General features: G+C 61.5%; 11 protein-coding genes. 5 read left to right on the forward strand and 6 right to left on the reverse strand.

What is annotated here, in order from left to right:
• The first annotated feature begins 20 nt into the window (after window positions 1–20).
• From F0A17_RS11960 to F0A17_RS11970, 3 genes are read left to right on the forward strand one after another with little or no spacing between them, the layout of a single operon-like run.
• Window positions 21–965: an ABC transporter ATP-binding protein gene (locus F0A17_RS11960; RefSeq protein ID WP_228716898.1), complete on the forward strand. Its 945-nt coding sequence runs from the start codon at window positions 21–23 to the stop codon at window positions 963–965.
• The gene (locus F0A17_RS11965; protein ID WP_149328563.1) at window positions 962–2,011 is read left to right on the forward strand and encodes an ABC transporter ATP-binding protein; all 1,050 of its coding nucleotides are present in this window, start codon (window positions 962–964) and stop codon (window positions 2,009–2,011) included. The genes F0A17_RS11960 and F0A17_RS11965 overlap by 4 nt, the downstream gene beginning before the upstream one ends.
• Window positions 2,008–3,069: an AbrB family transcriptional regulator gene (locus F0A17_RS11970; RefSeq protein ID WP_149328564.1), complete on the forward strand. Its 1,062-nt coding sequence runs from the start codon at window positions 2,008–2,010 to the stop codon at window positions 3,067–3,069. Before F0A17_RS11965 ends, F0A17_RS11970 begins: the two co-directional genes overlap by 4 nt.
• On the opposite strand, the gene F0A17_RS11975 is transcribed toward F0A17_RS11970, so the two are convergent.
• From F0A17_RS11975 to F0A17_RS11990, 4 genes are all read right to left on the reverse strand, one after another.
• Window positions 3,066–4,580 carry an NTP transferase domain-containing protein gene (locus F0A17_RS11975; protein ID WP_228716899.1) on the reverse strand — a complete coding sequence of 505 codons (1,515 nt, stop codon included), beginning with the start codon at window positions 4,578–4,580 and terminating at the stop codon, window positions 3,066–3,068. The genes F0A17_RS11970 and F0A17_RS11975 overlap by 4 nt on opposite strands.
• A gap of 31 nt (window positions 4,581–4,611) precedes the next feature.
• On the reverse strand, window positions 4,612–6,777 hold the full coding sequence (locus F0A17_RS11980; protein WP_149328565.1) for a xanthine dehydrogenase family protein molybdopterin-binding subunit: 2,166 nt from the start codon (window positions 6,775–6,777) through the stop codon (window positions 4,612–4,614).
• A gap of 59 nt (window positions 6,778–6,836) precedes the next feature.
• Window positions 6,837–7,286, reverse strand: coding sequence for a (2Fe-2S)-binding protein (locus tag F0A17_RS11985; RefSeq protein ID WP_149328566.1), 450 nt, complete (start codon window positions 7,284–7,286; stop codon window positions 6,837–6,839).
• A gap of 123 nt (window positions 7,287–7,409) precedes the next feature.
• Window positions 7,410–8,384, reverse strand: a complete 975-nt coding sequence (locus F0A17_RS11990) for a LysR family transcriptional regulator (protein WP_187774689.1) — start codon at window positions 8,382–8,384, stop codon at window positions 7,410–7,412.
• Window positions 8,385–8,486: 102 nt separating this feature from the next.
• On the opposite strand from F0A17_RS11990, the gene F0A17_RS11995 reads away from it, so the two are divergent.
• Together F0A17_RS11995 and F0A17_RS12000 are read left to right on the forward strand one after the other, a co-directional pair.
• Complete coding sequence (locus tag F0A17_RS11995; RefSeq protein ID WP_223111535.1) at window positions 8,487–9,503, forward strand: MBL fold metallo-hydrolase; 1,017 nt, start codon at window positions 8,487–8,489, stop codon at window positions 9,501–9,503.
• 121 nt (window positions 9,504–9,624) lie between these two features.
• Entirely contained in the window at window positions 9,625–10,581 is a 957-nt protein-coding gene (locus tag F0A17_RS12000) for an AraC family transcriptional regulator (protein ID WP_149328567.1), read from the forward strand.
• 32 nt (window positions 10,582–10,613) lie between these two features.
• On the opposite strand, the gene F0A17_RS12005 is transcribed toward F0A17_RS12000, so the two are convergent.
• Window positions 10,614–12,137: an MFS transporter gene (locus F0A17_RS12005; protein WP_223111536.1), complete on the reverse strand. Its 1,524-nt coding sequence runs from the start codon at window positions 12,135–12,137 to the stop codon at window positions 10,614–10,616.
• Between the two features lie 17 nt (window positions 12,138–12,154).
• Window positions 12,155–13,198: an HlyD family secretion protein gene (locus F0A17_RS12010; RefSeq protein WP_223111537.1), complete on the reverse strand. Its 1,044-nt coding sequence runs from the start codon at window positions 13,196–13,198 to the stop codon at window positions 12,155–12,157.
• Window positions 13,199–13,240 lie beyond the last annotated feature (42 nt).

Consider the following 13,240-nt stretch of genomic DNA (forward strand, 5'->3'; position numbering starts at 1 on the left):
TTCTCGATGTTCGAGGTCTCGTGACCGAATTCCCCGGCCCCTCCGGCAAAGGGCTCCGGGCCGTGGACGATATCTCCTTCCAGTTGAGCCGAGGTGAAGTCTTGGGCCTAGTCGGCGAAAGCGGTTCAGGCAAGAGCGTGACCGGCTTTTCTCTCATGGGGTTGATCGACAAGCCTGGGAAAGTCACCGCGGGTCAGATCCTGTTCGATGGCGAAGACTTGGTCGCTGCGTCTCCGGAACGGCGGCGTGGTCTGCGCGGGCGTCGCATCGCCATGGTCTTCCAAGACCCGATGATGACACTCAACCCGGTCCTGCGAATCGGCACTCAGATAACCGAATCGCTGCATGCCCATGAAAGGATTAGTCGCCGTGCGGCCCGTGCTCGGGCTCGCGAAGCACTGGCCATGGTCGGCATTCCCAGTCCCGATGAACGCCTTGACGCCTATCCTCACGAATTCTCGGGCGGTATGCGCCAGCGGGTCGCGATTGCGATCGCCATGCTGCACCAGCCAGACCTGATCATTGCTGACGAACCCACTACCGCGCTAGATGTCACGATACAGGCGCAGATCATCTCAGAGTTCCAGAAGCTGACCGAGGAACAAGGCACAGCGGTCATTTGGATAACCCATGATCTCGCCATCGTCTCCAGCCTCGCCGATCGAATTGCCGTCATGTACGGCGGTCGAATCATCGAAACCGGCGGTATCGCATCAGTATTGGAGACGCCCCGCCACCCCTATACCCATGGTCTGATCCGTTCGGTGCCCTCGGAAAATAGCCGGGGCAGCCGCCTGGCCCAGATCCCGGGCGTGACGCCCAGCCTGGCCCGGATGCCAGATGGCTGCGCTTTTCGCACGCGCTGCAAGCGCGCCACCGAAGAATGCCATGCTCGCCCCGAACAGTTCGGCACCGAACTCTCGTATCACCGCTGCTTTCATCCTTACGAGGAGGTCTACGCATGACGCTGCCCGCAGAGAAAGCTACACCACGACAAGCCGCCCATGCAGCCACCATTCCACTGGTCGAGATGCGTGCCATCTCCCGCCGATTTGGTTCGAAGCCGGACCCTGCGGCACGCATTTCCATTGCTCTGGGTGCGGCCAAACCGCCTGCTGTCGTCCATGCGCTGGATGAAGTCGATCTAACCATTCGCGCAGGGGAAGTTCTGGGCCTGGTTGGTGAAAGCGGCTGTGGTAAATCTACCCTTGGCCGGATTGCAGCGGGCATCTTGCCACCTACGTCGGGACAATTCTTATGGAAGGGGCAAGATCGTGCCGCATTGCGCGGCCAAGCCCTGCGCGATGCCGACTTGGCAGCTCAGATGATATTTCAGAATCCCATGGCTTCGCTGAATCCAAGAATGAATATCGAAACGCTCGTGGCCGAAGCGCCAGCGATTCATGGCCTGATCAGCGGCAAGCGAACGGACTACGTCGATGACTATCTACGCATGGTCGGGTTTGACCCGACAATGAAACGTCGATTGCCCCACCAGTTTTCCGGCGGCCAGCGTGCCCGGGTCAATATCGCCCGGGCGCTGGCGGTTCAACCGGAATTCCTGGTCTGCGACGAGAGCGTCGCCGCGCTCGACGTCTCGATTCAAGCGCAAATTCTAAATGTCTTCATGGATCTGCGCGAACGGCTGGACCTCACTTATCTATTCGTCAGCCATGACTTGGGTGTGGTCGAGCATATCTCGGACCGGGTCGCGATCATGTATCTGGGTCGGGTAGTGGAAGAAGCACCGGTGGAAGAGATCTTCTCCCGCCCGAACCACCCTTATACCCAGGCCCTACTGGCCGAGGTACCACGGATCAAACCCGGCAAACGCAAATTCCAGGCGGTGAAGGGAGAGCTGCCCAGTCCACTCGCTCCACCTCAAGGCTGCCACTTCCACCCCCGTTGTCCATTCGCTAGTGAACGCTGTCGTGTCGAGGCTCCGAAACGCAAGACGATTGCTCCCGGGCACAGTTCAGCCTGCCATCTAAATGATCAACCAACCATATGAACCTTGCCTCTCTTTACCGAAGACATTGTTCTTTCGCGCTTGCCATTACCATAGGCACAATGGGAGGGGCGCTTTTCACGTGGCTCGGCTTACCACTCTCGTGGATGCTGGGCGCAATGACAGCCTGTGGCATCGCAACGGTATTGCGATTACCGATAGCCGGCTCCCAACAGGCACGCCCACCGATGTCTGCCATTATAGGAACGATGCTCGGAACTCAGTTCGGGCCGGATACACTGACAGGCATTACCCAATGGTGGCCCGCATGGGCCGGGCTGGTCCTCTATCTGATGACTGCAGCGACACTATGCCACCTCTATCTGGTAAAAATCGTCAGGCTCGATCCGGTCACTGGATATTTTTCGGCAATGCCCGGTGGACTAATCGACATGGTATTGCTCGGCGCGGAGCGCGGCGGTAATGAAAGTATCATTGCGCTGATGCACTCCGCCCGCATTTTCCTCGTCGTCCTCTGTCTTCCGCCCTTGCTGACGCTTTCCACCAATATGGATTCCGGAGGACAAACGCCAGGGGCGATCTATCGCCCCTTCAGCGATCTAAATCTAATGGACATTGTCTGGTTCCTCGGCACCATGGCCGGTGGCGGCGTCTTCGGCCGCATCGCTCGTCTGCCGGCCCCTTTTCTCATTGGCCCCATGCTGCTAAGTGCAGCCATGCACTGGCTGGGTATCACTACCTTCATCGTCCCAACAGCCATAATAGCCATGGCCCAAGTCGTTCTAGGCACAACAGTTGGCTGTCGTTTCTCTGGAGTTGCTCCACGAAAAATACTCTGGATATTCATGGCATCCAGTGGATCGACGGCGATACTTCTTGGCGTATCCCTAATTTTTTCCTTTTTACTGCAATATACGATTGACATTCCCATGGCTGGTATTTTTCTGGCCTTTTCACCAGGTGGCCTCGCGGAAATGAGTCTCGCGGCACTGGCATTGAGTATAGATGTTTCATTCGTCGTTACATGCCATATCAGTAGAATCATGTTAGTAATTTTGGGAGCAACGTTTATCAAGCAAATGAAACAAAGTAACACCTAATTAACGCAATCAACCTTCATCAGGTCCTCCCGTGTATCGACATCAAGCGCCCAATCCGCGGGGATGGCCACGGTGGCCGTATGCGCCAGTGACTGAAATAGCTGGCCGGCACCGGCATCGCCCGCCAGGCCGGTCAAGCTGTCGAAGACCGCTCGATCGAAGAGCGCCGGTGGCGAATGGACCGCTCCCGCCAGCGACATGACCGCACTGCGCTCCGGCGTCAGGGCATCGCGCAGGTCGACGAGATGGGCGTCGGGCACGTTCGGCATATCGGCGAGCATGACCAGGGCCGCCTCGACGCCCCGGCATTGGCCGGCTTCACGGATGCCGGCGGCCAGGGAGGCCGATAAGCCCTTCTCCGATTGTGCATTGACCACGACGGTCCAACCCGCGGCGCGCAGCTCCACCGCTCGCGCGGCCTGATCGGGGCCGACGACCGCGATACGAGCGGCAAGGTCATGCCCCTGGAGTGCTGCTGCGGCACGCTGGATGATGCGCTGCCCGTGCAAGCGCGCCAGGAGCTTGTCGCCCTCTTCAAAGCGACGGGACTGCCCTGCGGCCAACAGTACGAGTGCCGTCGAGGCAAAGGGGCATCGCACCTTGCGCTGATAGGCTTCGACGACCTCCGCAAGAACGGATACGGCAAGCGTCGACGCCTCGCGCATGGAGGGGACCAGGCCGACGGGGCCGCGGATGCGTTCGATCTGCCGCTCGACGGCGCCGGCCGCGCCCAGCCGCGCACAGCGCCGGGCATGGGTCGTCCTGCTGCCAACCGCACCGATGTAGAAGGCGGGGCCGCCAAGGGCCTGGGTGAGGAGAGCATCCTCCCAATCGGCATCGTGGAAGGCGAGGAGAAAGGCGGTCCAGGGGTCGTCGTCCCGTGCCGGAAGCGCCGAGGGCAGCGTCAACTGCGTGACGTTATCGATGCCCAAACGCCGAGCCTCCTGGGCTTCGGTACCCTCGCGGAGTTGCAGCTCGGTGGGGATACCACTGGCCATGGCAAGGCGGGCAAGCGCCAGACTGTCGGCCCCGCGCCCGGCAATGCGCAGGTGGAGCTTGGGCGTGTAGCGAAAAGACAACGCGTTCGCCATTGTCGAGTGCCCCAGCCGGAGGTCGCCGGATGGCGAAAGGGTGAGCGTCACCGGCTGGCGCGAGACGAGCCGATCGCGGCACGCCCGCAGGACGTCGGCCTCGGCATTGGGCAGTACGCCAACCTCGATGGCGCCGCCGCAGGGGAGCGGCATATCGATGAAAGGCGAGCCATTGCCGTATCTCAGGCGTTCGACCCGGCCCGTGCGAAGCGCCTCCATTGCATGCATTGCCACATCCGCATCGATGCATCCTCCCGAGATATAGCCGCATCGTTGGCCAGTGGCGGACACGGCCATCAGGGCACCCGGCATGCGCACCGCGCCGCCTTGCGTCGCCGTCACGACGACGAGTGCGACCTCACCCGCCCTGCGCCAGGCGAGCCATTGTCCAAGAACGTCCTGTGCATGTTCCCGATACATGATGGGCCTCGATAGTGTGTCTTCGCCTACGCTAGACTTGGATGTGTTCGGACAATGGCAGGTGGCGGATCCGCTGCTGCGTGGCAGCGAATAGTGCATTGGCCAGCGCCGGCGCGAGCGGGGGAATGCCCGGCTCACCGACGCCGCCCAGCGGAGAACCGATCTCGACGATACTCACCGCCACCGACGGCGCTTCCCCGATGCGCAGCAGCGAATAGTCGTGGAAGTTCGACTGTTCGGCACGGCCCTCGCGGATCGTCACCCGCTGTCGCAATGCCGCACCGAGCGCATCGATGACAGAGCCCTGCATTTGCGCCTCCACCTGGTCCGGATTGATCGCATGTCCGCAGTCAATAGCCACATGGACTCGCTCCACATTGATGTCATCGTCGTCGACGCGAGCCTCGACCACCTGAGCGACGTAGGAGCCATAGCTCTCGACCACCGCCAGGCCGCGAGCGATTCCTTCGGCAGCCGGCTCGCTCCATCGCGACATCTCGGCGACCCGGTCGAGAACGGCGAGCATCCTTTCCTGCCCTTCGCTGTGGCTTCTGCGGAATTCCAGCGGATCGCGGCCCGCTGCCGCCGCGCATTCGTCCATGAAGCTTTCGAAGAAGAAGCCGTTGAAGGAGTGGGCGATCGAACGCCAGGGGCAAAGCGGGATCGGCAGATCGACCACGGCGTGCTCCACGACGAAGTTCGGGATGACGTAGCGCATGTCCGACAGCCCGGCGAGCGAGAAGGGATCGAAATTGGCGAGGTTGCCGGTCGCCTGCGCCATCTGCTCGGGATCCATGCCATATTCGCGGCCCATCTGCGGCCCGGCGAGTCGGATGCGCATGCCGGTGATGTTGCCGGCATCGTCCAGGGCCGCCCGGAAGCGGCACCGCATCGTCTGGCGGTACTGGCCCTGCCGAACGTCGTCCTCGCGCGCCCAGAGCACTTTGATCGGCCGGCCATTGACGGCGCGGCTGGCGAGCACGGCCTGAAGGGCGATCTCGCCATGGGTCTTGCGGCCGAAGCCGCCCCCCAGATACGTGGTGTTGAGGAAGAGCCGTTCGGCCGGTAGCTGCAACGCGTTCTCGAGCGTCATGCGAACGACGTCCTGGCCCTGGGTACCGATCCACAGCTCCGTCCGCTCCTCGGTGGATTCGGCGGTGCAGTTGATCGGCTCCATGCTCATGTGGGTGAGAAGCGGCACCGAGTACTCGGCTTCGACGACCTGACCGTCGGACGAGAGCGTCGCCTGCGCATCGCCGCGCAGGGTGGAGACGGGAACGTCGGGCCGGTCCAGCGCGTCGCGCAGCATCGTGTCGATCGCCTCGGTGGAGAGCGCGTCGGCATCCGTGGCGGTGAAGGTAATGCCGAGCGCATCGGCGGCCCGCTTGGCCTGCCACCAGGAATCGGCGATGACCACCGCGCCGCGCGGCACGCGCACCACCGCGACCACGCCCGGCATGCCGGCGACGCTGCTCTCGTCGAACGCCTCGATGTCGGCGGAAAAGACAGGGGCGAGCCGGACGGCGCCATACAGCATGCCTTCGCGCTCGACGTCCACCGCGTACACCGCCTTTCCCGTTACCTTCTGCGGCGTATCGAGGCGCGGCACCCCGCGTCCGCTCAGCGTTCGCTGGTCGTCCGGGCGCAGGGTCGGTTCCTCCGGCACCGGCAGCGACGAGGCGTCTCCCACCAGCTCGCCGAAGGGAATCCGCCGGCCGCTGTCGGCATGGACGATGAAGCCGTTCCCGGCATGCAAGGCCGCGGGCGCCACCCCGAGCCGCTCGGCTGCCGCCTGTGTCAGCATCTCCCGTGCCTGGGCGGCCGCGAGGCGCAACGGGTCGTGCCAGAAACGGATGCCGAACGAGCCTACGGAGCGCATCTGGCCGATGAAGGGAATCCGGTAGTCGGGCGTCGGCTGGTTCGGCATACCCACCACGATACTCGACCAGTCGGCACCCAGCTCATCGGCCAGGATCTGAGCCTGCCCCGTGTGGGTTCCCTGGCCCATCTCGCTGGTAGGCAACCGGAAGGTCACCTGGCCGCTCGTGTCGATGCGGATGAAGGCCTGCGAGAGGCCTGCCGCCTCGCCCTGCCCTGCCCATGTCGGCAGCCGAAGGGGAACGACGAGGGCGACGCCGGCGGCGACGGCACCGGCCAGGAAGGATCGGCGGGTAAGGGAGACATCTTGGAGTTTCATCGTTCTACCTGCGCCTCGGGTGAGAGAGATGGAAAGCAATCGATGGGATGCGGCGCTCGTCAGGCCTCGGAGGCCCGGTGAATGGCCGCCCGGATACGCACGTAGGTGCCGCAGCGGCACAGATTGCCGGCCATCGCCGCATCGATCTCCGCATCGGAGGGGCTCGGATTGCGTGCCAACAGAGCGGCCGCGCTCATGATCTGTCCCGACTGGCAGTAGCCGCACTGCGGTACGTCCAGCGCCACCCAGGCCTGCTGGACGGGATGCGACCCCTCCTCGGACAGCCCCTCGATGGTCGTGACGGACCGGCCCTCGGCGGCAGATAGCGGAAAGACACAGGCACGCACCGGCTCGCCATCGACATGCAGCGTGCACGCACCGCACTGTGCGATGCCGCAACCGTACTTGGTGCCGGTAAGCTTCAGTTGCTCCCGGATCACCCAGAGCAGCGGCGTATCCGGCTCGGCGGTGACGTCCACCTCGCGCCCGTTGAGCGTGAATGCTGTCATAAGTGCTTCTCCTCGGCCTGGCTTCGGGTTCGTGGCGGGATGCGCTTCGCCATCTACTTTTCACCAACCGGCCGGGCAAGCGCTTGCCATACCCTGCGTAAAACTTGCCTGATCCTGTCGGCGCTAGTGGCTGACAGGCCCCCATTCCCGATGGCGGATGTACTCGAGGAAGGCTCGCATGGCCGCGCTGGTATGCCGCCGGCTCGGGTAGTACAGATACCAACTCGGCAGTGGCTTCTTCCAGTCGCGGAGCAATTCAACCAGCCTGCCCTGTTCGAGGTCGTCGCGGACATAATCCTCGAACAGATGTGCGATTCCCGAGCCCGCCATCGCGGCCTGGCGTTCGTGATGCGCGGAACTCAGCGTCAACCGACCTTTCGGGGTGATCTCCACTTCCTCGCCGTCCTTCTCGAATGTCCACGTTTCCATGGTGCCGCCGGGGAAACGGCGGCGAATGCAGTCATGCTGCAAGAGATCGCGCGGCGAGTCGGGTCGACCGCGCTTGCGAAGATACTCGGGCGAGGCGACGATGGCATATCGCAAGGCGGGGCCCAGGGGCATGGCGATCATGTCCTGGGCGAGTTGATTCCCGAAGCGCACGCCAGCGTCGAACCCCTGCTCCACGATATCGATGATCGCCGCATCACTGACGATCTCGACGTTGACGTCGGGATAGAGCTTCATGAATTCGAAGGTCAGCGGGCACAGCACGTGGTCGGCGGCCGGCCCCGGTGCATTGATCCGCACGGTGCCGGAGGGGCGCTCTCGAAGCTGATTGAGTTCGTCGATCGCCGTTCTGATGTCGTGAAGGGCGGGCCCGAGTCGCTCGAGAAGCCGCTCGCCTGCTTCCGTCGGCGCGACGCTGCGTGTCGTTCGGTTCAACAACCGAATGCCAAGCGCTTCCTCAAGCCCGTTGATCGATTGGCTGATGGCTGACGATGACACGCCCCTACCAAGCGCGGCGGCTCTGAAGCCACCGCAGCGCACCACATTCTCGAAGATTTCCAAGCTGTCCAGGCGTAGCGGTTTCATTGCAAAGCCCTGCTTAATAAGTTGATCCGTTTTCATTAGCTTATTCGCGCGCCGAATCTGCGTCATTCTTGGTCAACACGTCGCAAGGCTTCGGCTCAAGACAACCGCGGCCTGGCCGGCGCTGACGACACACGGCTCCAGCAGCCGGCGACTCGGACGGGGGCAGACATGAGCGGAATCACATTGAATCGCAGGAAGATCATGCTGACGGCGGCGTCGGCTGCGGCGGGACTGATCCTGCCGACCGGCGGCATGGCCGTTGCGCAGGCGGCTTCCACTGCGTCGTCCACGGCTCAGGCCCAGAGTGGCAATGCGGAGGGAAATGTCGGCTATTACCGCCTAAGTGTCGGCGACATCTCAGCCACCGTGTTGAGCGACGGGCTGATAGGCGGGCCGCCGCGGATTTACGCCAGCAACGCGCCGGAGGCAGAGCTGGAGGAGGTTCTAAGGCAAGCCTTCCTGCCGACCGACCGCCTGACACTGAATCTCAACACGCTTCTTATCGAAACGAATGGCAGGCGAATCCTCCTCGAAGCCGGCGCCGGGCAGACCATGGGGCCGCAGGGCGGTCGCCTCTTCGAAAACCTGGCCGCCATCGGTCTACGGCCCGAGGACATCGACGTCGTCGTTGTCTCGCACACGCACCCGGATCATGTCGGCAACCTTCGAACGACCGACGGCGGCAAGGCATTTCCGCGCGCGACCGTCTTTGCGCCTCGTGCCGATTGGGACTTTTTCATCCGTAACGATCCGGACCTTTCCTACATGCCGGTGCCCGAGGATTTTCGCCGCCATTTCGCCGCCGCCATCCGGCGGAGCGTCGAGCCGGTCACCCACGGGATCGAATTGTACGAAGCCGGTGCAGAGATCGTGCCCGGATTGACCACGCTTCCGGCCTTGGGCCATACCCCCGGCATGGCGAACTTTCTGGTCCATTCCGGAAACGATCAGCTGCTGCTGACGGCCGATCTTGCCTATCACCCCCTCGTCAATATCGATCACGCATGGCTGCCCGGGCCGGATCGTGACAAGGACACGGCGCTTGCCTCTCGCCGCCGCATCTTCGATATGGCGGCGGCAGACCGGCTCCCCGTTCTCGGCTTCCATTTTCCCTTCCCGGGCATTGGCCGAATGCTCAAGACGGACACCGGCTATGCCTGGGTACCGGCCAATTGGCAGTTTTGATCCGGCGCAACATACAGATCCCGCAATGACGACACGAGGCGTGAACTATAATCGGTTTTCTGGGCTGTGCCGCCCGTGCGCTGGCTGGAGCCCCCTCATGCTACGAGCAGGAGGAATGCCTATGAACTTGCTCAAACAGGCCGTCCTTACTTATACCCGCCGCCATGCCAATAGCCGCGGCATGGCCCTGACGCCGGTGCCGGGGTTACGCATGATGTGCCTCGAGGCGCCGTCCGGTGAACTGCATTCGGTTTACAAGCCGCTGGTATGCCTGGTGCTGCAGGGGGCCAAACGCTTGATCGTGGGAAAGGAGGAGCGGGTCTTCTCTGCCGGCCAGTCCGTCCTGGTGAGTGCCGACATGCCCGTTATCGGGCGGGTCGTGCAAGCAAGCCGGAGCGAGCCCTATCTGGCGATCGCCGTGGAACTGGAAATGGCAATACTGCGTGAACTCACCGCTCACCTCGGCAGCCCGCACCCACCGCCCCCCTCCGAGATGCCTACGTTATTCGCCGTGGATACCGAAGCCGCGCTCCTCGAATGTGCCTCGCGGCTGATGCACCTGCTGGACCGCCCTGAAGCGGCGCCGCTGTTGAGCCCGGGCATCATGCGGGAATTGCACTTCTGGCTGCTGTCGGGGCCTCACGGTACCGCTCTGCGCACGCTGGCGGATCCGAATAGCCACGCGGGTCGCCTCGCCAAGGCCATTGCGACTCTCCGGGCCGAGTACCGAATGCGCGTGCCCGTGGAGCGGCTGGCCGCGGAAGCCGGCATGAGCCCCAGCGCGTTTCACAAGCACTTCAAGCACATGACCTCGCTGACGCCGGGGCAATACCAGAAGCGGCTGCGCTTGGTCGAAGCACGCCGACTGATGCTCGACGAAGGCTTCTCGGCGAGTCACGCCGCCTTCGAGGTGGGCTACGAAAGCGTCTCGCAGTTCACGCGCGAGTACGGCCGCCTGTTCCAGGCGCCGCCGAAGCGTGATGCTCAGCGGGTTCGAGAACAATCGAGTGTCCACAGCCCATGTTCGCACTCCCAGCCATCCCCAGTAGCGCCAGCGAAAGCCGTATCGCCGAATTAATGACTGCGATTCCATGTCTTGGCAATCAACCACTAGGCCTTTTCCAAAGCGGCTACAGGCGGCGTGATTGGGTTAGGAGGCGATGAACGCAGCAGGGTAGCCAAAACCAGTGCAAGAACACTGACCCAGAACACCAAATGGAACCCGCTTATATGCGCAAGCACCAGCGCTTCACGCGTCAGCACATGGGCGATCCCCGTAAACCCCATATTCGAGAGATTCTCAACAACGGCAGGATCGCCCGCCTGCAAATACAGTCTCAGTGATGTACGGCTCGTATCCCCTGCCATCCGTAACCAGGTCGACATCACGGTGCCTGCCACTACCGGGGTCAATACACGAGCGATCGGGATATAAGCCCCCAGCGCTACCGTATGCTGCGGATTGATATTTGTCACAAAAGCGGCAATCAAACCAATCAGCATAAGACTTTCACCCAGGGCTTGAAACATGAGCATGGAGACAAACTGATCCGTTCTCCAACCGTGGTTGATGAAGCCACCCATCCACGCGACGATGGCAATCACCGTAAGTCCCAGAATGAGCAGCAGTCTTGCCTCTATCCGTCGAGCCAGGAAGATGGCCAACGGTATCGAGGCCAGATAAGCGCCGAATGCAATGAAAGTCGCAGTACTGATCTGCAGTGGCTTGAGGCTCCCTATTTCCTGAAGGAATGTCGGTATAAGCAGTGACGTAGGTGTCATCAGAACACCAAACAAGCAAGCAATCACCATGCAGATTCTGACATTCCAGTTTTGCAGCCCGACAAGATCGCCAAACTTGGTTCCCTTGGTTATGACGGCACGCACAACGGCAGAGGAAAAAAGCACACCCCCACCTGCCAAAGCGGAAACGACGAGTCCGGAGTCCCACCATCCCAAGCGCTCGGCGGATTCAAGACCAATAAAAATCAGCACCAATCCACTGCTGAATAGCACCATGCCTCCCCAATCCACCTGATGCCATTTGTCACGTTCGACGGGCGTCAGCGGTATCGCTTTCCACGTCAGCAGCGCAATCACCGGTGCGACAATGCTCGCTGTCCAGTAGACCCAGTGCCAACTGATCTCTTCCACGAAAAACCCCGAGACGCCGACCCCCGCATCCATTCCCGTTGAGACACGCAGGCTATAGGCGGCCATGACCATGAGCCAGAATTGTGGCTGTAGATTGCGTAGCGCCAAAGAAATCGTCAGAGGAAGGTAAATACCCAAGCACAACCCTACGATAGAATGCAGGACCAGCAGCATCGGATAGTTCTGCGCGAACGCGGGGATTAGCAAGGTGGCCAAGCCTAGAAGCATGCTGGGGGCCACCAATACGCGAGTCGGCCCCATCACCATGGCAAGCCAAGGCACCACCGGCATCGTCACCAGCTGGGCACCATTGAGTGCCGTACCCAACCAGGCCGCCTCCAGCACATCCAATCCAAACTGGCCACGCAGGTCGGGCAATGCCATGGAAAACAACCGCCCCTGCAAGGTGGTCAGCACCGCTCCCAGAAAAATTGCCGTTACCGTCAGAACGGGTCGCGGCCGGGTGGTGTTGGAAAGCATGCCTAAGAGCCTCATCGTTATTCTGCTCCCTTACGCGATGCAAGACCTGCCACCTCTGACAAGATGGCCGGATAGGGCGCTACCGGCTCTCCTTCGGTATGGATATGAGTTTTAACCGACATTCCCGGAAGCAGTTGAGAAAGCGCTTCCTGCCCTGGCTCCAGTTCAATGCGAACCGGTATTCGTTGCACAACCTTGGTAAAATTTCCCGACGCATTTTCCGCCGGCAGCAATGAGGTTTCAGCACCACTCATGGGAGAAATTTCCGCAACACGGCCATGAAACTGCATCCCGGGCAATGCATCGACAGCCAGTTCAACCGGTTGCCCCGCCATCACACGGGCGAGCTGCGTTTCCTTGTAATTGGCGATGACGTGAGGCCGCGCTGATGGAACAAGAGAAACCAGCTGTGTGCCATTGGTGACCAGACTGCCAAGCTGTATCTGCTTTTTGCCAATGATGCCATCGAAAGGCGCTACGATCCGCGTATAGCCGAGGTCATGACGAGCAGTTTCGAGATCGGCGGTGGCCGCCTCCCATTCGGCTCGACGAACCGCCCTCTGCCCCTCTAGAACCTCCAGCGAAGCGTTTGCCAATGCTAATTCTGCCATCGCCTCATCGTGTTGACTTTCGGCATGGTCCAAGTCCGCCTGTGCTCTTTCGAACACTTGGCGGGAAAGCGCCCCCTCCTGAACGAGTGCAGATTGGCGTTCCGGGCTAGTGCGATACTGATGCACCCTTACCTCGGCCGCACGCACTTTGGCCCGAGCCTGTTCAATGCGTGCATGCTGCTGGGCAATCTCTCTATCCAGGTTATCCAAATCAGCCTGAGCCTTGGCCTGGGCCGCTTCCCTGACAGAAATCCTGAGTCGGATATCGGTATCATCGATCTGCGCAATGAGGTCACCTTCCTGGACGGCTTGATAGTCGCCTACTGGCAATGCCTTGACATACCCTGAGACCTTGGCACTCAATATCACGAAATCCGACTTTACAAAGGCATTCTGCGTCGTTTGAACGGTTCGATTGCTTGTCCAGTAACGCCAGTGCGTCGTGGCCATTAGCACTAATCCCATAATGGCAACGCAACCTACCCATGGCGC

The sequence above is a fragment of the Billgrantia pellis genome (genome assembly GCF_008297955.1).
Taxonomy (GTDB): Bacteria; Pseudomonadota; Gammaproteobacteria; order Pseudomonadales; family Halomonadaceae; genus Halomonas; species Halomonas pellis.